Here is a 22760-nt window from a genome sequence, read left to right on the forward strand (position 1 = left end):
TCAAACCCCTACCTTAACGGTAATGTGACAAGTACGCTTAGTAATACGATCTGCACGGCCTTTAGCACGTGGCAAAATACGTTTCAGGCTCATGCCTTCATCAACGTAGATCGTAGAAACTTTAAGGTCGTCTACATCTAAACTGTTATTGTGTTCAGCGTTTGCAATCGCAGATTCCAATGCTTTTTTAACTAGAACTGCAGCTTTTTTGTTGCTGAAGTTTAAGATATTTAAAGCATGCGCAACAGATTTGCCGCGAATTAGGTCTGCAACCAAACGTGCTTTTTGTGCCGAGATAGCGGCACCGCGTAATTTAGCAGTTACTTCCATCATAGCACCTATTAACGTTTAGACTTCTTGTCAACACCGTGACCACGATAGGTACGAGTTGGCGCGAATTCACCTAATTTATGACCAACCATATGCTCAGATACGATCACTGGAACATGGTTACGGCCATTGTGTACAGAAATTGTTAGACCAACAAAATCCGGTAAGATCATCGAACGACGCGACCAAGTTTTGATCGGCTTACGGTTATTAGCCGCGATAGCCGCTTCAACCTTAGCGAACAAGTGCGCATCGACGAATGGGCCTTTTTTCAGAGAACGAGGCATTGTCAGATTCCTTTACTTGTTACTTAACGCGACGGTCGCGAATGATCATCTTAGTCGTACGCTTGTTGGTACGTGTTTTGTACCCTTTAGCTTTTTGACCCCATGGACTTACAGGTTGAATACCTTTGTTACGTCCTTCACCACCACCATGTGGATGGTCTACTGGGTTCATCGCCATACCACGTACGGTAGGACGAACGCCACGCCAGCGTGATGCACCTGCTTTACCAAGTGAACGAAGGTTGCTTTCTGAGTTAGAAACTTCACCTAACACAGCACGGCATTCAACGTGTACTTTACGCATTTCGCCTGAACGAAGACGAATGATAGCGTAAGAACCGTCACGACCCAACAATTGAGCAGATGTACCAGCAGAACGTACTAATTGTGCGCCTTTACCGATTTTAAGCTCGATGTTGTGAAGAGTAGAACCGATAGGCATGTTGCGAAGTGGCAAGCAGTTACCTGGACGGATTGGAGCATCGTTACCAGATTGAACTTGATCACCAGCGCGAAGGCCTTTAGGTGCAATAATATAGCGACGTTCACCGTCAGCATATTTCAATAAAGCAATATGAGCTGTACGGTTTGGATCGTATTCAATACGCTCAACTACAGCAGGGATGCTGTCTTTGTTACGTTTGAAGTCTACGATACGGTAGTGCTGTTTATGACCACCACCAACGTGACGAGTTGTAATGTGACCGTTGTTATTACGACCGCCAGTACGTTTTTTAGCTTCAACCAACGGAGCATATGGCGCGCCTTTGTGAAGGTGGTTATGAACCACTTTCTCTACAAAGCGACGTCCTGGAGACGTTGGCTTACATTTTTGAATCGGCATAATTTTCGTCCTTATTCCGCTGCGTTTTCAGCGGTATCGCCCAAGTCAGCCATTTCAACATCTTGGCCAGCTTTCAGGGTGACGTATGCTTTTTTAACATCAGAACGACGTCCTAATGTTTTACCAAAGCGTTTAGTCTTACCTTTAGTGATCGTTGTGTTAACTTTAACAACTTGAACACCAAATAGTTGCTCAACAGCTTTTTTGATTTCAAGTTTGTTTGCATCTAGTGCAACTTTGAACACTTGAACACCAGCAGTTTCGCCTAAAACTTGTGCTTTTTCTGAGAATACAGGTCCTTGTAGGACTTGATAGATACGTTCGTTGTTCATCCGAGTTCTACCTCAATTTTCTTAGCAGCAGCAACAGACATAACAACTTTATCGAACGCGATCAAGCTAACAGGATCGATTGCAGCAGCATCAACCACATCAACGTGTGGAATGTTGCGAGCAGCAAGATACAAGTTCTCATCAACAGCATCTGTAACGATTAATGCACGAGGTGCATTCAAGTCGTTAAGTTTTGCAAGCAATTCTTTAGTTTTTGGAGCTGCAACAGCAATCTCTTCAACTAAAACAAGGCGATCTTGACGAACAAGCTCAGCCAGGATGCATTGCATAGCACCGCGATACATTTTACGGTTTACTTTTTGAGACCAGTCTTGTGGACGAGCAGCAAAAGTTTTACCACCGCCAACCCAGATTGGGCTACGAATAGAACCAGCACGAGCGCGGCCAGTACCTTTTTGACGGAAAGGCTTTTTACCACCGCCAGAAACGTCAGCACGTGATTTTTGCGCTTTAGAACCTTGACGACCACCAGCTAAGTAAGCTGTAACAACTTGGTGTACAAGAGCTTCGTTAAAATCACGACCAAACGCAACTTCAGATAACTCAACAGCAGAGCCGGAAACAGTATTTAAATTCACGTTATTTCCCCTCAGGCCTTGATAGTAGGACGAACAGTAACGTCGCCACCAGTAGCACCAGGAACCGCGCCTTTAACAACTAGAACTGAACGTTCTGCGTCGATAGCAACGATTTCAAGACCCTGTGTAGTTACACGTTCAGCACCTAAGTGACCAGGCATTTTTTTGCCTTTGAACACGCGACCAGGAGTCTGGTTTTGACCTGTAGAACCGATAACACGGTGAGATACAGAGTTACCATGTGTAGCGTCTTGAGTACGGAAGTTCCAACGCTTAACACCACCTTGGAAACCTTTACCTTTAGATGTACCAGTAACGTCAACGATTTGACCCACTGTGAACACATCTACACCGATAGTTCCGCCAACTTCACGACCTTCAAGATCAGCTTCTGTAGCGCGGAATTCTTGAACTAGACGACCAGCAGCAACACCAGCTTTCGCAAAGTGACCTTTCTGAGCGTTAGTTACGCGAGATTCGCGACGTTCACCAGTAGTGATTTGAATCGCTTGATAACCATCAGTTTCAAGCGTTTTGATTTGTGTGATGCGGTTAGGATCAACCTCAATCACTGTTACAGGTACAGAAACACCAGCATCTGTAAAGATACGTGTCATACCGCACTTGCGACCGACTAAACCAATAGCCATGTGCATAAACCTCTAAAAAAGCGGCCTAATTAACTTAGAGCGTTAATTAACCGAAAGCCTTAACCCAAAGCGATCTGAACATCAACACCAGCTGCAAGATCTAACTTCATCAATGCATCAACAGTTTTATCTGTAGGTTGAACGATGTCGATCAAACGTTTGTAAGTGCGGATCTCGTATTGGTCACGCGCATCTTTGTTAACGTGTGGTGATGTTAAAACGTTAAAACGTTCGATACGTGTAGGCATCGGGATTGGACCACAAACTTGTGCGCCAGTACGTTTTGCTGTTTCTACGATTTCTTGAGCTGATTGATCAATTAAACGGTGATCAAAAGACTTAAGACGGATACGAATTCTCTGGTTAGACATACCAGTTAACTCCAAGCCAAATATATAAAGAATCACCCTTGACGCATCTCACCCCACTTTAAAAGAGGCAAGTGTCAAGAGCAGTGAAATATCACTAAGGTCACGATCGATGCCGCGACTGTCACGATGTTAACTACTTTATTCGTAGCCAACCCCCTTCATCAAAGGGTCGCCCATTATAGCTATTGTTTAATGCATAAGCAAATCTCTTTTGCTGTTTTTCTTATATTTTTCATTTTTTATGCAAGATCAATTGCTTAACTTTTAATCAATAGGCATTTTTTCTTAATACATACTCTATTGCTTGGTTTAGTATTTGATTTCCCTCAATAAATTTGTTTTTTGCGCTTTTCCGTAGATCATGTACTGGCTGCACATGTGTTCCTGAAAAAAATGCCACTTCTTCATCATTTTCCAAAAATAAATCGAGTACTTCAGGAGTAATTTCAGGATGAAATTGGAAGCCCAAAACATTTTGCCCGATTTGATACATTTGATTACGACATGCATCATTTTCCGCCAGTAATACCGCTCCTTTGGGAATTTCAAATGTTTCACTGTGCCACTGCATGACCTTAAACTCTTCAGGTAGTTTGAAACAGTCATGCGGTACGTTAGCGACCTTACGGATGGTCGTCCAACCCAATTCTTGTTGTGCATTTCGGCTCACCGCCCCACCCAAAGCATTGGCAATCAATTGCCCACCTAAACAAAGCCCAATTGCGGGTTTACCGAGTGCTAAATAGCGTCGCAGCCAACGCTTTTCTATTTTTAACCATGGGAAATTGGCCTCATCATTTACACTCATGGTCCCACCCATGATGATGAGTAAATCGACATCTTCAACATGCGGCAAAGCCTCGAGATCTAAGGCTTGATCGACAGGTAATGCAAAGAATTCTGTGGCCGTAATTTTGGCCTGATGCTGTTTTAAAAACTCATAACAACTGCCGAACCCTTCGCCAGCAATATGCTGAAAATAATGTACTTTTAAATGCGACTTCATGCGCTAAACCTATTGTTGTTGCTCTGATATCGGTTTTGCAAGAATGAAGCCAACTTTGCTTTTCACTTAATTTTCTATACAAAAGCATCGTAAATCCATGCGTTTTAGTCGTATTCTTTTGATCATTCATTATTATTTTGATCATTTCAGAGCGCCACGTGAAAAAGAATCCTCAAACTGAACTCATTCATGCACCAAGAAAGGCACCGCAATACATCAATAGTGTTCAACCTCCCCTGTTTCGTGCATCCACTATAATTTTCGAAAATACAGATGCGCTATTTAATCGCCATTGGACTGATGATTATGACTATAGCTATGGCACACATGGCACACCTACCACCTTTACTCTAGGGGATCAGATTGCTCAGATTGAAGGTGGCTTGTATCACTTACTCGCACCAAGCGGTTTATCTGCAATTAATTTGGTCAATTCATGTTTTTTAAGTCAGGGGGATGAAGTTTGGGTCGCAGATAATATCTATGGCCCGAATATGGAACATTTACGCAATTTAGAAACCCGCTATGGCATCGTGGTCAAGGTTTATAACCCGATTGATGTCAACTCATTCACACCTTCAGCGCAAGCCAAGCTTATCTGGTTAGAAGCAGCAGGTTCTGTCACTTTAGAGTTTCCAGATTTAGTCGGCTTGGTCAAAAAAGCCCAAGCGCATAACATTCTCACTGCACTGGACAATACATGGGGCGCAGGACTTGCCTTTAATGCTTTTGATTTTAGTGCTGAACATCTGGGTGTCGATATCAGTGTGCATGCCTTAACCAAATACCCAAGTGGTGGTGGCGATATTTTAATGGGCTCGGTAATTACACGAGATAAAAAGCTTCATCACAAACTATTTCGTGCGCATGCCATTCAAGGCATTAGTATCTCTGGTGATGACGCCGCGCAAGTACAACGCAGTCTGGCTTCTATGCGCCTGCGCTATGAACATCAGTCACAAAGTGCTTTAACTTTATTAAATTGGCTAAAACAGCAGCCAGCCTTTGTACAGGTTTTACATCCTGCCGATGAAGCCTCCGCAGGACATCAGTATTGGAAAGAAATTTGTACAGAACAACACAGTGCCGGCTTGGTCAGCGTGATATTGAATGAAAAATATAGCCTGCAAGATGTACGCCGCTTTTGTGATGCACTTAAACTATTTAAGCTCGGTTTTAGCTGGGGTGGCCCAGTCAGTTTAGTCATGCTATATAACTTAAAAGATATGCGTGTACTCGAACATTCACATATTCAAGCCGGCTTACTGGTTCGCTTCTGTATAGGACTAGAACATCCTGCAGATTTAATACAAGATATAGAAAACGCACTACAACATTTAAATAAACAGCAACTCGAATAAATACAGGAACATCTATGGGTACACCAATTATTATTGGCAAAAAAACACAAGACACCACACAAGATGTGGTGCTTCATTCACAATTTGCAAACCGCCATGGTTTGATTGCTGGGGCCACAGGTACTGGTAAAACGGTGACGCTGAAGGTGTTGGCAGAAAGTTTTTCTCGGCTGGGTGTACCCGTATTTTTAGCTGATGCCAAAGGGGATGTTTCTAGCCTTGCCAAAGCTGGTGAAAGCAATCCTAAGTTTGACGAACGAATTAAAAGTTTAAATATCGAGAGCATTCCTTTTGCTGCCTCTCCTGTGGTGTTTTGGGATTTGTTCGGTGAACAAGGACACCCCATTCGCACTACCATTTCTGAAATTGGTCCACTGCTCCTTGCCCGAATTCTGAATTTAAACGACACGCAAGAAGGTGTGTTATCTGCGGTCTTTCGTATTGCCGATGATCAGGGCTTATTGCTCATCGACTTTAAAGACTTAAAAGCCATGATCAGCTACGTCAGTGAAAATGCGGCAGAATTTAAAAATGAATATGGCAATTTATCACCTGCAAGCTTAGGTGCAATTCAACGTAATTTGCTTGCATTGGCAGATCAAGGCGGTGACAATTTCTTTGGTGAGCCTGCACTCAATATTATGGATTTCATTCAAACGGATGCACAAGGTCGTGGCAACATCAACCTGCTCGCCGCCGACAAGTTAATGAATACCCCTAAGCTCTATGCGACTTTCTTACTTTGGATGCTGTCAGAACTGTTTGAACAATTACCCGAAGTTGGAGATATGGATAAACCCAAATTGGTGTTCTTCTTTGATGAAGCGCATTTATTGTTTGATAATGCCAGCCCTGCTTTACAAGAAAAGATTGAGCAAGTGGTTCGTCTCATTCGCTCTAAAGGCGTTGGGATTTACTTTGTAACGCAAAACCCACTTGACCTACCTGAGAGTGTTTTAGGACAACTGGGTAACCGTGTTCAACATGCGCTACGTGCATTTACCCCCAAAGATCAGAAAGCGGTCAAGACGGCAGCAGATACTTTCCGAGCCAATCCTGCGTTTAAAGTCGATCAAGTGATTACGGAACTGGCTGTAGGTGAAGCATTAATTAGCTGTCTAGATGAGCAAGGGACACCCCAAATCGTTGAACGTGCTTGGGTCATGCCACCCTATTCTTCATTTAGTCCAATTGCTGTAGAAGAACGCAAAGCACTCATGGCAAATAGCGTTGTTGCAGGTGTGTATGACACCGAAGCAGACCGTGAAAGTGCCTATGAACTTTTGCAAAATAAAGTGGCGGAGCGCCAACAACAAGCCGTCCAAGCGGAACAAGATAAAATAGAAGCCAAAGAACAAGAAGCGTTGGCCAAACAACAAGCCAAAGAAGCAGATGCACTCGCCAAACAGCAAGCACGTGAACAAGAACGCCTTGCGCGCGAACAACAAAAAGAAGCTGAGCGTTCAGCCAAACAACGTGAAAAACTGATTCAAGACACGGTAGGAACTTTTGCAAAAAGTGCTGCACGCAGCTTGGGTGGGTCGACAGGTCAGAAAATCGTACGCGGTTTACTGGGTTCACTGTTTGGTAAAAAATAATTCGCCATTACGATTATCTATGCTGAATTTATGGGATATTTTAATATCCCATATTTTTTTTATGGTTTTATGAATGAGACGTATTGCAAATGCATTTTTAAATATGTATTTTAAATACATCTTATAACTCTCATAGAAGTTTCAACATGACTCCACAACACATTGAACTTGTAAAAGCGACTGTTCCTGTACTGCGTGAAAATGGTGTAGCGCTTACGAGCTATTTCTATAAACGCATGTTGAACAACAATCCTGATCTCAAAAATGTGTTCAACCTGGACCACCAAAGTACCGGTCGCCAGCCTCGTGCCCTTGCTGCAGCAGTGTTGGCATATGCAGAACATATTGAAAATCCAAGCGTGTTGGCAAAAGCCATTGAACACATCACCACGAAACATGTGAGTTTAGATATCAAGCCTGAACAATATTCGATTGTGGGTGAAAACCTTTTACATTCAATCAGCGAAGTGCTTGATGTTCCAATGGAATCAGACTTAATCGCTGCATGGAAAGCTGCGTATTTACAATTGGCTGATATTCTTATTGGTGTCGAAAAATCTAAATACGAAGCATTGGCTGCCGAAAATGGTGGTTGGGCTGGCTGGCGTGCATTCGTCATTCGCCAAGTTGAAACCACTGAAGCGGGGCAGCGTTTTACGATTGCTGCACAAGATGGACAAGCAGTTGTCGCAGCCAAAGCAGGTCAGTACATTTCAGTTAAAGTAAAAGTACCAGGCCATGACATTGAGCAGCCACAACAATATAAATTTGATGCAGACCAAAGTGGCAGCCAATTTGTATTTGAAGTTAAACCTGAAGAAAACCACACAGAATATTCGGTCTCAAATATTTTGCTTAACCACTATAAAGCAGGTGATCTCGTTCAAGTTTCTGCACCACTTTAAATTTTTTAAATTCAATTTTGAGTTTAAATTAAAGCTAAATGAATGTTTTTTAATGAAAGTTCCTTTCGAGGGACTTTCAAGCTACACTAACAGTGTTCAAGTTAAATTCAGACCTGTATGCAACTCAATAAATTCACCGATTATGCATTACGCATTTTGCTCTATATCGCACGCCCTCGTGATGTGCCTTATAACATTGCTGAAATTGCGGAAGACCTGCACGTTTCGCGTAATCACTTGGTGAAAATTGTGCATTTTATGGCAAAGCAAAACTGGTTAATCACCAGCCGCGGTAAAGGTGGCGGCATTCGCCTAAACCCTGAAGCACTTGACGCTCAGCTCGGTCAAATTGTGCGAATTTTGCAAGGTAATCACCAGATTGTTGAATGCAATGACCCACCCTGCGTACTGCGCAGTCAGTGTGGTTTAAAAAGCATCTTAGACCAAGCTTTAGAACAGTTTTATCAAAGTCTCGATCAGTACAAACTTGCCGATGTTTTACAACCAAGCAGCGCATCTAAATTTACAACACAATCTCCGATTCAAATGATCAATCTCTAATTTCACTTTGCCTGCGACAAAATTCGCTTGCCTGCCCGACTTCCTTTATAATGCGTGTTGTTAAATCAGTTATTGAAGTTGGGTTATGCATCAGCACAGAGGAAAATCACGAAACAGTAAAGCGGCCAATGCGCCGAAGCAAAAGATTACTTATGAGAAAAAAGTAGACTCTGCGATTACTGAATATGCTGTGCGCTCGCTCAACTGGCTACGCAAAGCTGAGTTCTTAATGAGTGCGCCTAAACTCAACCTCTGCGTTGAAGATACCGGCTATGAAATTGCCTTTGCTGGCCGCTCTAATGCGGGTAAGTCGAGTGCCATTAATGCGCTCACCAACCAAAAACAATTGGCTCGTGCGTCGAAAAAACCGGGTCGTACCCAAATGATCAACTTTTTCAGTTTAGGAAATCCTGATCAGCGTTTGGTCGACTTGCCGGGTTATGGCTATGCCGCTGTACCTGAAGCGATGAAAATCGTGTGGCAAAAAGAATTAGAAAACTATCTGATACACCGTGAAAGTTTACAAGGTCTTGTGCTGTTGATGGATATCCGTCATCCACTACAACACTTTGACGTCATGATGTTGGAATGGGCACATTCACGTAAATTGTTCGTACATGTACTGCTCACCAAATCAGATAAACTAAACCGTGGCCCAGCCTCTAAAGCACTACAAGAAGTGAAAGCAGCATTGAAAAAAATGAAGCTGAACTTCTCTATCCAATTATTCTCATCATTGAATAAACAAGGTTTAGAAGAATTAGCAAGTGTCATGGCGGGTCGCCTTAACTTCACTCTAGAACAATCCACAGAGTTTGATCTTGATAGCATTCCTGAAGCATCCGAAGATGATATTGAAATCGATGCAGATGCGGAAGCATTCGATGACTTCTATACCACATCTGAAGATTTACCCCAAGCTGAAGGCAAAAATTCAGACCACTAATCCAGTAATTTCAAAGTCAGCGCAAGAATGATTGTCTGACAAAAAGTATCATCTGAAGATAATGAAATGTCCTGTATTGCTAATCACAATGCAGGATTTTTTTTGGATACTGAATACATCAGATGTGTACTCGATCACATAAAAACAAGGATAGGTCATGAAATTACTCTCCCGCTTGAGAAACACAAAACTTGGATCATCAATCGAATATAAAATTAAGCCACGTAAAGTGAAATTTGAGTGGCAAGATACTCAAGTTGACTGGGTGCCCAACCAACCATTTGTCAGCTATTTTATTAATGAAATTAATATGATCTTACCGGCAGGTGAGTTTTGGTTTTGCCGTCTGTATAACAAAGTATTGCCACAAATTAGAGATGAAAAATTAGCAGAGGACGTTAAAGCATTTATCCGCCAAGAGGCCATGCATGCTCAGGCACATAACTCTGCTAATAAAGAATACTTATCTCAGCGCAATATCAGTATTCAACGCAACCTTGAGATCATGGACTTTCTCTTTGGCAAACTACTTGCGGACCAACCTCTAGGGCTCAATGTACCTAAAGCTTTGGATCATCAATGGGATCTCTTTCGTTTAGGGGTGATTGCAACTGTTGAACACATGACCTGTGTACTAGGCAAATATGCTTTATATAATAAAGAGTGGGAACGCCTCGGTGCCGATCCGAATATGCTCGATCTAGTAAAATGGCATGGTGCAGAAGAAATAGAGCATCGTACCGTGGCCTTTGATTTGTATCGTCATCTCGGTGGGGGCTATATTTCTCGCTATTATCAAAGTGTGATCGTGATTGCTGCCGTACTTGGTCTATGGGTCGATGGTGCTGCACATATCATGCAGCAAGACTCGCGCTATGCATCGATTAAACCTGCTGTGTATAAACCGTGGATTTGGCGTGAATGGGCGCGTATCGCGCAAAAAGACAATCGCTTATTGCCACATCCGCTTTGGTTAGTGTCGCAGCAATTGGGGTATTTAATGCCTTGGTACGATCCTGTACATGAAGCAAAAACGGAAGATGCTATTGCCTATCTCGACAACTCTCCTGCTGCAAAACGTGCCGCACTGAAAGTCGCTTAAACACTACTTTAAAATCTGTATTAAGCAGGGTTCGCCCTGCTTTTTTTGTACCCACATCCATTACGCTCCATTTTTTTATTGCGCAATCAACACACTCAAGATGGAAAAGGTCATAAGTTCGAGGTTTAAAGTACAGTTCTTCCGAGTTCCCTATTCTCTTTAAAATGCATTTATACTCAGTCTCATCCTAAAATAAAAATACACCGTTCAGGAGCATCTCCATGCACGCTCACATCTCCGTCATTACACTGGCTGTGAAAGATTTACATGCTGCATTCGCGTTTTATCAGGAGGGTTTAGGTCTAAATAGCGCAGGGATTATTGGGACTGAATTTGAACATGGCGCTGTGGCATTTTTTGATTTACAACACAGTTTAAAGCTCGCACTCTGGCCGCAAGATAGCCTTAGTCATGACACCGGAATTAGTACATCAGCGTTTTGTCCAACTCAAATGTCTCTCGGACATAACGTCAACAGTTCCGCAGCCGTCGATCAAATCATGCAACAAGCCCAACGCGCAGGTGCAAAAACAATTAAGCCCGCACAACCCACATTTTACGGTGGTTATGCAGGCTATTTTCAAGACTTGGATGGGCATCTGTGGGAGATCGTCTACAACCCACATTTTAGTTCTTTATCTGCTTAATTCGACAACGCTGGTTCATCTACATCTCGCGTATGACGATCCACCACCACACTAATCATCATATCGCCCTGTACGTTCACCACAGTTCGCACCGTATCTAATAAGCGGTCAATCGGCAGCAATATCGCAATGGCTTCTGCAGGAAGCCCAACCGATTGTAAAACCATAATCATCGTCACCATTCCAGCGCTTGGAATACCCGGCGCGCCGAGTGAAGCAATCATGGCGGTTGCACAGACAATTAACTGCTGACCCAAGGTTAAATCTAAGCCCATCAAGTTGGCAATAAATAACGCAGCAGCAGCTTCATACAGCACTGTACCATCCATATTCAACTGCGTGCCCAATGGAATCACAAAACCTGCAGTTTGAGGACGTACTCCTAAGTTTTCCTGCGCACATTTCATCGACAGTGGCATCGTTGCTGAACTTGAACTGGTTGCAAAAGCAGTGATTAAGGCAGCTCGTGTTCCTCTAAAGAATGTCAGAGGACTCATTTTGCCAAAAATCCATAGTAACAAAGGTAACACCACTGCCCCATGGAAAATCGTAGTCCCTGTGACCACCGCAGCAAACTCCGCGAGGCGACTCAACACCGAAATATCTTCGGTAGCAATCAATTTAGCCAATAATGCAAAAATACCAATCGGTGCAAGCTTCATCACCCAGCCGATGATCATCATCATGATGTCGAAAAATTGCTGACTGAGCTTTCTCACACTTCGGAACTTTTCTCCGCCTTTAACCAAGGCCACACCGAGAAATAGTGAAAACACCACGACTGCGAGTACGTTGCCATCGCTAAAGGCTTTAAACGGATTGATCAGTGTATTTTGAATAAAATTGGTAAAGAATGAGCCAGCTGTGAGGGTGTCAGGACTTTGATGTTGTTGCATTGCATCTTGGAACATGACGATGTCCACGCCCTGCCCAACTTTAAAAATATGCGCGCATGCTAGACCCAAGATCAGTGCCAAAGTAGTAGTAGTGACACAGCAAGCTAAGGTAATTTTCCACGTACGACTCAGCTGACCACCTGCCTGTAAATTCGATACCCCCACCACAATCGAACTAAAGATCAGCGGAACCAAGATCATTTTCAGCAAGCCAATAAAAATACTACTGGCAATCCCCAAGCCATACAGGCTGGCGGATAAAAACTGCGTCTCTGGAAACTGAATTAATAAAAACCCAAATGCCACACCCAATATTGCGGCAATTAAAATCTGCGTATTTAAGCTCATTGTGCCTTGCATTTATCATCCTTTATTCAGGCACTATGCCATGTGACCCACTGGGAATCGAGGAATTTTTTGTCACATGTACTGCTACAATTCTGCAAAGCACGTATTCAACCCAATTCAATTTGTACTGCACCCTAATTAGATAACTCGAATCCGTGAGTAGATTCATACTAAAAATTGACGGCATAAAAAAACCGAATCAGGAGATTCGGTTTTTTCAGTATTCAGCTTTTACGACTTAACACATCTTATTCAAAGCTTATTGGGTTTCAATTTCGCGTAAACGGATCAAGCCTTCTTGTGTCGTACTACAGACCAACTCACCGTTTTGCCACATGCGACCGAAATTTAGACCACGTGAACTGGCACTGACGGTGGCATCCATGTCATAAAGCATCCATTCATCCACACGGAATGGCTTATGGAAATACATGGCATGGTCAATACTCGCACACTGCAAACTAGGTGATAAATAACTTAAACCATGTGGACGTAGTGCAGTCGTCATCAGCGTAAAGTCTGAATAGAATGCCGCAATAGCCTGATGTAATGAGATATCATCAACGTCAGCAGCAATTTTGTCATGGGTACGAATATAGTGTGCATACGATGGCGCAGCAGGCTGCGGTTGGTACGGGTTTTGCGGATCAATCGGGCGAATTTCTACATGGCGGTCGCGCATAAAAGATGCACGGACGTTTTCAGGGACAAATTCCACCATCATTCGTTTCAGCTCAGCTTCAGATTTTAAATCTTCCACGGCTGGATATTCTGGCTCTGCAACTTGGTAGTTCAACCCTTCTTCTTGCTCTGCAAATGACACCATACACATAAAAATGGTTTTACCATGTTGAATCGCACGAACCTGACGACTCACAAAACTGCGTCCATCGCGAATACGATCCACTTCATAAATGATCGGTGCATTGATATCACCACCAAATAAGAAATAGGCATGTAAGGAATGAGCAGGTCGATCTGTGGTATAAGATGCCGCACGGAGCGCCTGACCTAAAACCTGTCCACCAAAGACACGCTTCCCGACCAAATTTCGGCTTTGCCCACGAAAAATATTTTCTTCTAATTTTTCAAGGCTGAGTAAATCAACCAACTCTTGTGTTAAGGCATTCATAACAAACCTATCTATCATTCGGGATTAAGCTAACGCAGGCAACATCAACAGATGTTTAAATATATTTTCCATTTTGCCATAAATCCAGACTAAAACCCTAAAGATTCGCTGACTGATCTGTCACCTTGCTGATGCAATATAACTGCTAAAAATACGTTTTTTAACGATAAAATCTTACAATATCTATGCAATTTGTCAGAAAATGACATACCGTTTTTAAGTACAATTACGCAGAATAGATTCCCCTCAGAATCTCTGTGGTTTGGTCATGAAAAGTAGGAGTTTGTATGTCCAAGAGCGGCTTTGGTCAGATGTATCGAAAGCTTTCGAGTAAACTGCTTGACCTTGTGGTAACACCGCATGTTTTAGGTGAAGTCCCTGTAGAACCTGTAGTGACTGAAACCGATACAGATACCGGCGTACAGACAACGAAAATTACCTGCTACGTTCTGCAAAATCATTCACGGAGTAATGCTTTAATTGTCGATGGTGAAACCCGTCGTTTAAAGCTACACCCTGCACTCGACCCAATGACTGTGGGTACGCAAACAGAAAAAGCCTCTGTGGTGTTTTTACAACATCATGATGAAGACAACTTACTCAATCCACCGCCACATGCATTTCCACCTCGTTTATTACGTTTAATTGAGGTTTTGGAAAAAAATCCTGATGCGGATGTTGAGCTCGTTCCTGTAACCGTGCTGTGGGGTCGTGAACCCGATAAAGAAGATTCTTGGTTTAAATTATTATTTACCGATACATGGTCTACACCAAGCAAAGTGAAGCAGTTGGTCAATATTGGTTTGCACGGTCGTCAATCGTACCTTGAATTCCATGAACCACAGTCTTTGCGTCGTTTGGTTGAATATGCCAAAACTACACATCCAAACTTGTCACCTGCGACTTATATTGTCAGCACACTGAATGATTATTTAGATGCGCAGCGTGAAGTAGTTTTGGGTCCGGATTTATCCGACCGTCGTAATGTGATGCATGGCTTGATCAAATCTACGGATGTGCAAGATGCGATTCGTCGTGAAAGCATTCGCAGTAAAATCAGTATGGTTGAAGCCGAACGTCGTGCGATTGGTTATTTAAATGAAATCGTTTCTGACTATTCTGCATCAACAGTACGTTTTGCTGACTTAGCACTGACTCGCCTATGGACACAGCTTTATGATGGCGTAGAAGTACATAACTTCAGTACCGTTCGTGAACTGGCCAAAGACTACGAGATCATTTACACCCCATGTCATCGTAGTCATATCGACTATTTATTATTGTCTTATGTGATCTATAAACGTGGCTTGATGGTGCCGTACATTGCTGCGGGCGATAACTTAAACATGCCATTTGTCGGGCAAATTTTACGTGGCGGCGGCGCGTTCTTTATTCGTCGTTCATTCCGTGGCAATGGTCTCTACACCACCGTATTTAAAGAATACCTCTATAGTATTTTGGCGCGTAATACGCCGCTTGAATACTTCATCGAAGGGGGTCGTTCACGTACTGGCCGTTTATTACCACCGAAGACAGGCATGCTCGCGATGACTGTCCATGGTCATTTACGTAATCCAGCCAAACCGATCGTGTTCTTACCGACCTATATTGGCTATGAGCGTTTAATGGAAGGTGCGACCTACGTTGGTGAAATGAATGGTAAGCCGAAAGAAGGCGAATCGATCATCGGGATTATGAAAACTCTGCGTAAGATCGAACGTATTTTCGGTAAAGTTCATTTGAACTTTGGTGAGCCGGTTTTCCTTGATGATATGTTGAAACAGCATAATGCAAGCAACATCAAAATCGAGAAAAATGACGACCCAATTCCGCCAGAAGTTTCGGATGCCATTAACAGTTCTGCACACGTGATTTTAGAAAATATTAACCGTGCAGCAGTGGTGAACCCGGTTTCATTGCTTTCACTGATTTTATTGGCGACATCTAAGCATACTTTAGATGAAGAGATTTGCATTAAGCAGTTAGATACCTATCGCGATCTTTTAAATGCCTTACCTTACGATGAACGCATGCAAGTGACACCGCTGTCAGGTAAAGAAATCATTGCTTATGGCTTGAAACTCAAGCTGATTAAACGTGTGAATCATGTCCTTGGCGATATTATTGCCATTGCTGATAATCAAGCGGTGCTGTTAACCTACTTCCGTAACAACATCCTGCACGCATTTATTTTGCCATCACTCATTGCCGCTTTGGTTGAACATAATGGTTCTATTCGCCGTGGTGATTTGATTAATGTCATTCGTACACTCTATCCATTCTTAAAAGCTGAGTTATTCCTCAAGTGGAATGATGAAGAGCTTAAAGATCAGATCTGTGCGTATGCTGAAGTACTGATCAAAGCCAAGCTGATTTCTGAAGATACAGAAGGCAACCTGATCTCCCCTGCGCCTAACTCAGAGCAGCACAATCAGTTAGTGGTCTTGGCTGCACCTGTGATGCAAAGTCTAGAGCGTTACTACATGACTTTGGCTTTAATCACACAACGTGGTTCAGGCAACATCTCAACCCGTCAGGTTGAAGAACTCAGCCACTTGGTTGGTCAACGTCTATCTGTGTTGTATGAATTTAACTCACCAGAGTTCTTTGATAAGGCCTTGTTCCAAAGCTTTATTAAAGTCTTAACACAACAAGGTTATATCAGCACCAATGAAAACAACGCCATTGTGTTTGATGAAAATTTCCAAAATGTTGCGCAATATGCCAACCTCGTTTTGGATGATGTGACACTCCAAATGTTGCAGCACATTACGACCTTTAGTGATGAAGAGTTAAAAGAAGCACTGGATAAAGTGGCTGCGGAACAAGCCAAAAAACGCTTGAAACGAAAAAAGAAATAAACCGTTCTGATTTTTTCGCCATAAAAGCGGAAGAAGATGAGCAAAATCAGGGACAAGTTGTAAAAAGCTTGTCTCTTTTTTTTGCTTCGCAGAAAATGGATATTTCTATTTTGAGTTTACACAGGGATTTCGTATAGCACCCATTATCTTAAAGAGAGGGTCTTTTAACTTTTAACACATTATCAAAGCCAATTAGATTAAAATAACAGCAGATTTGCATAACAATTAAATGAAAAAATCGTATTGAAGGAGTTTTTCATCTCAGATGGACTTTGAAAATATTCTAATTTTATTAGGATTCTTTGCGTTTTGTGGCGGCCTAATCGATGCTGCTGTAGGTGGTGGTGGCCTCGTCCAATTACCTGCACTCATACATTCTTTACCACAATACAGTTTAGCCACTGTTTTTGGAACAAATAAGCTAGCTGTGTTGGCTGGAACACTTTCTTCTATTTCCACTTACGTCAAAAAAATAAAAATTGTATGGGTACTCATACTTCCCACGATGGTTTCAGCATTTATATTCGCCTTTTTAGGTGCAATGTCTGTTTCAATCATTCCGAAAGAGTTCATGCAATATGCTGTGTTCTTTTTATTGATATTGATGGCAATTTATACATTTATAAAAAAAGATTTAGGGACAATTCATACACATATCCAAGCAGGCAAAAAGGAAATACTTTTAGGGATCTTCTTTGGTGCTCTAATTGGATTCTATGATGGAGTTTTTGGACCCGGTAGTGGAAGTTTTCTGCTTTTCCTATTCGTTAAGTGTTTTGGATTTGATTTCTTAAATGCTTCTGCTTCAGCAAAATTAGTAAATTTAGGAACATTTAGTGCCGCATTACTATTTTTTATTCCTTCAGGCCATGTTCTATGGAGTATTGGAGCGATCGTAGCCATCTGCAATATGATAGGTTCTATATTTGGGACATTTTTAGCATTACGCTATGGCAGTAATTTCATACGAATATTTTTTCTTATTCTATTGGTTTTTTTAATTGGTCGAATGGGATTATCTCTTTTTTCCCCATAATTTAATTTCCCTAAAATCAACATATATAGGCGATAAAAGCAGCTTGAATTATTCATTTAAAATCATTAATTTATACTTTTTACACTCACCAAGCTACACTGAATTTTATACGTCACGCCAATTTTACATACACATCAAAATCAATCGTGCGCTAACTTAAAACCACTCTCCATCATCCGCGTTGCATAAATCTTTTTACCTGTTTCTGCTTCGCTCTCTAAAACCAATTCGGGTAAATGCATAGCTCTTTGCAAATCCAAGATTCGCTCATGCAAAGGTTGAGGTTTATTATCAGTACAAATATATGATTTTTCAGGATGTTCCACGTGAAGTAGATGACACAGAAATTTTGCCAAATCATCGATATGTATTCGATTGGACCAATGGATATTGGGATAGCGATGAGTCGTTTCTGCCAGTTTCTGCATTCGTGTTGTCGATGTGCCATAAATTCCAGATGGACGTACGATGACACATTCGGCTGGAAATGCTTGTGAGTAGCGATGCTCCATTTCAAGTAACAACATCCCCTGCTCATCGATCGGTTGTGGCACAGTGTCATCATCAATCCTCTCACCCGCATGCTCACCATAGACACGAGTGGACGACACCACGATTAAACGTTGTATTGGATGACGTGCTAATGCTTGAACAATTGGCTGTACAGAATCGACATAAGTGTGTTGGTAAGCATCCACAGCATTGAATTGAGCATGACGTGCGGGAGCCAAAAGAACATAGACAGCATCAATCGGTTGAACCTGCGACAAATCCAGTTGGTGAATATCTTGGATTAAATGTTCTGCAAAATCATCCTCTTTCGCACTACGACTCACTGTGGTAATTTGGTGACCTTGCTGAAATAATTGTTTAGCAACACGTTGCGATGTTTTACCATAACCGATAAATAGAATATGCATCAAACGACCTATTCTCAGAACTGATCCATTTAGATCATATAAACCGAAGTTGAGGGGACATGGCTGCCGTCCATCAATTGCAAGGGGTTGGCAATGCCGCCGCTGCTTTACTTGAAAAACTAAATATTTTCACGACAGATGATCTTTTGTTTCATCTGCCACGCGACTATGAAGATCGTAGCACGATCATCCCCATGAACCAATTGACCGTGGGCCGTAGTTATTTACTGGAAGGCACAGTCAAAAGTATCGACTTTCCACCTGGTAAGCGTAAATCGATGGCCGCCCTACTGGATGACGACTGTGGCAAAGTTACTTTACGTTTTTACCATATCTACAAAGGCATTACTGATCGGGTAAAACCCGGCAATCGTTTACGGATTTTTGGTGAAGTCCGTGTTGGTGCTCGTGGCTTAGAAATGTATCATCCTGAACTACAGGTCATCACTGAACACACGCCTTTACCTCAAACCCAACTCACTGCGATTTACCCTGCAACCGAAGGCTTAACACAGCCCAAACTGCGTGAATATGTCAAACAAGCACTACAACTATATAGTGATGACTTACCTGAATTATTGCCGGAAAAATTCACCAATGGCTATGCACTAAAACAGGCTTTGGACTATATTCATCATCCTCCTGTCGATGCCAATATGTTGCAACTGAGCCAAGGTTCTCACCCTGCACAGCAACGTTTAATTTTCGAAGAATTGGTTGCCCATCAGGTCAGTTTGCTCAGCCGCCGTGCTTATATTCAACAAATCGAAGCACCGTCTTTTTCTGCAAGTAAGAACTTCACCAAACAACTTTTAAGTACACTACCGTTTGAAATGACCGGCGCACAAAAACGCGTATCCAAAGAAATTGCGGTCGATCTGAAAAAAAACAAACCTATGCTGCGACTCGTACAAGGCGATGTGGGTGCAGGTAAAACCTTGGTCGCAGGCGTGGCTGCCTGTCATGCGCTCGAGGAAGGTTGGCAAGTGGCCATGATGGCGCCGACAGAAATTTTGGCCGAACAACATTATCTAAATTTCAAAAAATGGTTTGAGCCTATGGGACTGACCGTGTCCTGGCTTTCAGGCAAGCAAAAAGGTAAAGCTCGAGCTGCAGCAGAACAAAGTATTCAAGATGGTTCCGCTAACTTAGTGGTCGGCACACATGCTTTATTTCAAGACAATGTTCAATTTGCCAAATTAGGTTTAGTGATTATTGATGAGCAACACCGTTTTGGTGTCGATCAGCGCTTGGCACTTCGGAACAAAGGTCTCAATGGCATGACACCGCATCAACTGGTGATGACAGCAACCCCTATTCCTCGTACCTTGGCGATGTCGGCTTATGGCGACTTAGACACCTCTGTCATTGATGAACTACCACCCGGTCGTACACCGATTCAAACAGTCACCATTCCACTTGACCGTCGTGAAGAAGTACTACAGCGGATTGCCAGCAATTGTGCTGAAGGTAAACAAGCCTATTGGGTCTGTACCTTAGTGGAACAATCCGAAACCTTAGATGCTCAGGCCGCTGAAGCGACTTTTAATGAAATTAAAGAACGCTTTCCAGACCTCAATATTGGCCTTGTTCACGGCAAAATGAAGGCCGATGAAAAGCAAGCAGTGATGCAGCAATTTAAAAATAATGAATTGCAATTACTGATTGCAACCACAGTGATTGAAGTCGGTGTTGACGTCCCAAATGCCTCGATCATGGTGATTGAAAATGCAGAACGCTTAGGGCTTTCACAACTACATCAGCTACGTGGTCGTGTAGGACGTGGTGCAAAAGCCAGTTTCTGTGCCTTGCTGTATAAAAATCCCTTATCGCAAAATGGGCAAGAGCGTTTACGCATTATGCGTGAGACCAATGACGGCTTTATTATTGCTGAAAAAGATTTGGAGATTCGCGGCCCCGGTGAGCTCCTCGGCACTAAACAAACGGGCGATATGGGCTTTCGTGTAGCAAAATTAGAGCGAGATGACCATTTACTCAATCAGGCCCACTATGTGGCTCAACAAGTCCTGAATGACTATCCTGCACAGGCTCAAGCGCTTTTAAAACGATGGCTGCCTGAAGCTCCTCGGTACGCCTATGTATAAAATTTGGATGATGGATCGATTATCCTAAAAATGTAGATTGGCTTTAACCAGTAAGCTTGTCGAACAGATTGCTGTGGTGTCGTGATTGCACTTCACAGTAATCTGTGCAAAATACTCAAAAAAGAATGATTAGAATAAAAATATGCTCCAATCTATCCAACACTTCATCCAAAAAGGAATGCAGAGCGTTTCCCCTTGCCTACTCTGTAGTATCGATCGACAACAACATCATTCGCTTTGTAACGATTGTTGGGAACAACTGCCATGGTTTAAACAAGTGGTTGATCGCCATGAACACAGCATCTCTTGTGCCTTTCACTATGATTTCCCTATAGACCGCATCATCCAAAGCTATAAGTATGAGCAACAATTGCACTATCAAAATTTACTGGCACAAAGCCTTTTAAGCTTGCGCTTAGCTAGGGTTCAAGCCATCGTGCCCATGCCTATTTCAGTAGAACGCCTCAAAGACCGTGGGTACAACCAAATGCTACTCGTTGCACACATGATGGCAAAGCAATTGCGCATCCCTGTTTGGCAACCGGTGATTCGTCAAGTACAGCACGCTCAAAAAGGTTTAAGTCGGCTAGAACGCCTAGAAAATATCGAACAGCAATTTATTATCGACCCAACTGAAAAACGCCGTTTCCGTAAAGTCCTCATCATCGATGATGTGGTGACCACGGGGAGTTCAATCCATGCATTAAGTACGCTGTTACATCAGCTACATTGCACGCAGGTATATGCCGCATGCATTGCTGCGGCACAGCCTTAGTTTCTAACATCAACCACTAATAAAGAAACTGAGCAAGCGAAGCGGTTTAGCTTTCAGCAAGAGATCGCTCCTGCTGCTTCACCCAAGGAATCACCACCTCACGTGTTAAAGGTGCGAGTTTTGTTTGTGTATCATCTAAGCTGACCCATTGCATCGCTGCAATTTCCGCATCAATTTTCGGTTCACCTTGCAACTGGACCAGATAGACATAACTCACCAATAGATGATCGGCTTCGTTGGCAGCGGCGGTTTCAAAACGACCAATGAATTGCTCAATCTGCGCAGCGCAGCCTATTTCTTCCTGAATTTCACGCAGCATGGTAATTTCAGGGGCTTCATTGGGTTCTAACTTGCCACCCACTTGCATAAAGAATGCCGTGTGTTTTTTACGAACCACTAAAAGTTCATGCTGTTCATTTAGAATAATGGCTGCGGCTACAGTAATAGTTTTCATCAATCTTGTTCCAAATCCGCGATAAAGGCTGTACGTTCAACCATGCCCCATTTCGGCTCTGGCGCAGTGAAATGTTGAAACTTTTCAACAATCGTTTCAATATTATCTTCTGCAATTAAGCCTTCGATAAAACGCGGATGGGTAAAGCCTTTTTCTGCGGTAGTTTTCAGAAAATTCAATAAATCGTCATAAAAACCATCTACATTGAGAAAGGCACATGGCTTTAAATGAATGCCCAATTGAGCCCACGTCCACTGCTCAAAAATTTCCTCTAAAGTCCCTGCTCCACCTGGAATCGCCACAAAACCATCCGAGAGTTCAGACATTTTAGTTTTCCGTTGTTGCATATTTTCTACCACATGCAATTCGGTTAAATCTGGATGCGCCAATTCTTTATCGACCAAGACTTTTGGAATCACCCCAATGACTTGCCCGCCTGCACGCAAAGCACTATCTGCCACAACCCCCATCAAACCTGAACGACCACCACCATAGACCAGTGTGATGCCTTGTGCCGCCAAATGACGACCGACTTTTTCAGCCACCTGTAAATAGGCAGGCTTGTTACCAAGGGCGGAACCACAGAAAATTGCGATAGATTTCATTTATAATCACCATCAGATCAGGAACGCTATGCTGGAAAAATCAACTTTAAACAGATTTTTTCATAAAATAAGCATTAGAACAGTGTTTT

Annotated in this window: 24 protein-coding genes; 11 read left to right on the forward strand and 13 right to left on the reverse strand. The window is 42.6% G+C overall.

From position 1 onward, the window contains the following. The 8 genes from rplV to B1202_RS03910 all read right to left on the reverse strand — a co-directional run bounded on the left by rplV (position 1) and on the right by B1202_RS03910 (position 4419). Positions 1-330, reverse strand: a complete 330-nt coding sequence (gene rplV / locus B1202_RS03875) for a 50S ribosomal protein L22 (RefSeq protein ID WP_035265103.1) — start codon at positions 328-330, stop codon at positions 1-3. Between the two features lie 11 nt (positions 331-341). Next, entirely contained in the window at positions 342-617 is a 276-nt protein-coding gene (gene rpsS / locus B1202_RS03880) for a 30S ribosomal protein S19 (RefSeq protein WP_004281508.1), read from the reverse strand. 19 nt (positions 618-636) lie between these two features. Next, positions 637-1461: a 50S ribosomal protein L2 gene (gene rplB, locus B1202_RS03885; RefSeq protein WP_078189278.1), complete on the reverse strand. Its 825-nt coding sequence runs from the start codon at positions 1459-1461 to the stop codon at positions 637-639. A gap of 11 nt (positions 1462-1472) precedes the next feature. After that, entirely contained in the window at positions 1473-1793 is a 321-nt protein-coding gene (gene rplW / locus B1202_RS03890; RefSeq protein ID WP_005012992.1) for a 50S ribosomal protein L23, read from the reverse strand. Further along, complete coding sequence (gene rplD / locus B1202_RS03895; protein WP_078189279.1) at positions 1790-2392, reverse strand: 50S ribosomal protein L4; 603 nt, start codon at positions 2390-2392, stop codon at positions 1790-1792. Before rplD ends, rplW begins: the two co-directional genes overlap by 4 nt. Before the next feature lie 11 nt (positions 2393-2403). Further along, entirely contained in the window at positions 2404-3042 is a 639-nt protein-coding gene (gene rplC / locus B1202_RS03900; protein ID WP_078189280.1) for a 50S ribosomal protein L3, read from the reverse strand. Between the two features lie 59 nt (positions 3043-3101). Then, complete coding sequence (gene rpsJ, locus B1202_RS03905; RefSeq protein WP_000070912.1) at positions 3102-3413, reverse strand: 30S ribosomal protein S10; 312 nt, start codon at positions 3411-3413, stop codon at positions 3102-3104. A 268-nt stretch (positions 3414-3681) separates the two neighbouring features. Beyond that, positions 3682-4419 (reverse strand): type 1 glutamine amidotransferase, encoded by a 738-nt coding sequence (locus B1202_RS03910; protein WP_078189281.1) that lies wholly within the window; start codon positions 4417-4419, stop codon positions 3682-3684. A gap of 158 nt (positions 4420-4577) precedes the next feature. On the opposite strand from B1202_RS03910, the gene B1202_RS03915 reads away from it, so the two are divergent. The 7 genes from B1202_RS03915 (at position 4578) to B1202_RS03945 (ending at position 11539) form a co-directional block, all read left to right on the forward strand. Then, complete coding sequence (locus B1202_RS03915; RefSeq protein ID WP_078189282.1) at positions 4578-5780, forward strand: PLP-dependent transferase; 1203 nt, start codon at positions 4578-4580, stop codon at positions 5778-5780. 14 nt (positions 5781-5794) lie between these two features. Continuing rightward, positions 5795-7378, forward strand: a complete 1584-nt coding sequence (locus tag B1202_RS03920) for a helicase HerA-like domain-containing protein (RefSeq protein WP_078189283.1) — start codon at positions 5795-5797, stop codon at positions 7376-7378. A gap of 146 nt (positions 7379-7524) precedes the next feature. After that, positions 7525-8283 carry a globin domain-containing protein gene (locus B1202_RS03925; RefSeq protein WP_078189284.1) on the forward strand — a complete coding sequence of 253 codons (759 nt, stop codon included), beginning with the start codon at positions 7525-7527 and terminating at the stop codon, positions 8281-8283. A 117-nt stretch (positions 8284-8400) separates the two neighbouring features. Continuing rightward, the gene (locus B1202_RS03930; protein ID WP_078189285.1) at positions 8401-8844 is read left to right on the forward strand and encodes an RrF2 family transcriptional regulator; all 444 of its coding nucleotides are present in this window, start codon (positions 8401-8403) and stop codon (positions 8842-8844) included. Positions 8845-8929: 85 nt separating this feature from the next. Next, a complete protein-coding gene (gene yihA, locus B1202_RS03935) occupies positions 8930-9790 on the forward strand; it encodes a ribosome biogenesis GTP-binding protein YihA/YsxC (protein ID WP_078189286.1) in 861 nt (286 codons plus the stop codon). A gap of 157 nt (positions 9791-9947) precedes the next feature. Next, complete coding sequence (locus tag B1202_RS03940; RefSeq protein WP_078189287.1) at positions 9948-10892, forward strand: metal-dependent hydrolase; 945 nt, start codon at positions 9948-9950, stop codon at positions 10890-10892. 221 nt (positions 10893-11113) lie between these two features. Then, entirely contained in the window at positions 11114-11539 is a 426-nt protein-coding gene (locus B1202_RS03945) for a VOC family protein (protein ID WP_078189288.1), read from the forward strand. Here the strand turns inward: B1202_RS03945 and B1202_RS03950 are convergent. After that, a complete protein-coding gene (locus tag B1202_RS03950; RefSeq protein WP_171262583.1) occupies positions 11536-12795 on the reverse strand; it encodes a dicarboxylate/amino acid:cation symporter in 1260 nt (419 codons plus the stop codon). The genes B1202_RS03945 and B1202_RS03950 overlap by 4 nt on opposite strands. 247 nt (positions 12796-13042) lie before the next feature. Then, positions 13043-13915: an acyl-CoA thioesterase gene (locus B1202_RS03955; protein WP_078189289.1), complete on the reverse strand. Its 873-nt coding sequence runs from the start codon at positions 13913-13915 to the stop codon at positions 13043-13045. 287 nt (positions 13916-14202) lie between these two features. Here B1202_RS03955 and plsB point away from each other — a divergent pair, with 287 nt between their 5' ends. Further along, a complete protein-coding gene (gene plsB / locus B1202_RS03960) occupies positions 14203-16776 on the forward strand; it encodes a glycerol-3-phosphate 1-O-acyltransferase PlsB (protein ID WP_078189290.1) in 2574 nt (857 codons plus the stop codon). Between the two features lie 265 nt (positions 16777-17041). Continuing rightward, positions 17042-17812 (forward strand): sulfite exporter TauE/SafE family protein, encoded by a 771-nt coding sequence (locus tag B1202_RS03965; protein WP_078189291.1) that lies wholly within the window; start codon positions 17042-17044, stop codon positions 17810-17812. Between the two features lie 140 nt (positions 17813-17952). Here the strand turns inward: B1202_RS03965 and B1202_RS03970 are convergent, their stop codons facing one another. Continuing rightward, complete coding sequence (locus B1202_RS03970) at positions 17953-18732, reverse strand: NAD-dependent epimerase/dehydratase family protein (RefSeq protein WP_078189292.1); 780 nt, start codon at positions 18730-18732, stop codon at positions 17953-17955. A 59-nt stretch (positions 18733-18791) separates the two neighbouring features. Between B1202_RS03970 and recG the strand changes: the two genes are divergently transcribed. Together recG and B1202_RS03980 are read left to right on the forward strand one after the other, a co-directional pair. Further along, entirely contained in the window at positions 18792-20837 is a 2046-nt protein-coding gene (recG, locus tag B1202_RS03975; RefSeq protein WP_078189293.1) for an ATP-dependent DNA helicase RecG, read from the forward strand. Positions 20838-20979: 142 nt separating this feature from the next. After that, positions 20980-21612: a ComF family protein gene (locus tag B1202_RS03980; protein ID WP_078189294.1), complete on the forward strand. Its 633-nt coding sequence runs from the start codon at positions 20980-20982 to the stop codon at positions 21610-21612. Between the two features lie 46 nt (positions 21613-21658). Here B1202_RS03980 and B1202_RS03985 read toward each other — a convergent pair whose 3' ends face one another. Next, positions 21659-22066 carry an NUDIX hydrolase gene (locus B1202_RS03985; protein WP_078189295.1) on the reverse strand — a complete coding sequence of 136 codons (408 nt, stop codon included), beginning with the start codon at positions 22064-22066 and terminating at the stop codon, positions 21659-21661. Next, the gene (locus B1202_RS03990) at positions 22066-22671 is read right to left on the reverse strand and encodes a TIGR00730 family Rossman fold protein (protein WP_078189296.1); all 606 of its coding nucleotides are present in this window, start codon (positions 22669-22671) and stop codon (positions 22066-22068) included. The genes B1202_RS03985 and B1202_RS03990 overlap by 1 nt, the downstream gene beginning before the upstream one ends. Between the last annotated feature and the right edge of the window lie 89 nt (positions 22672-22760).

This window comes from Acinetobacter amyesii (genome assembly GCF_002018365.1).
Classification (GTDB): Bacteria; Pseudomonadota; Gammaproteobacteria; order Pseudomonadales; family Moraxellaceae; genus Acinetobacter; species Acinetobacter amyesii.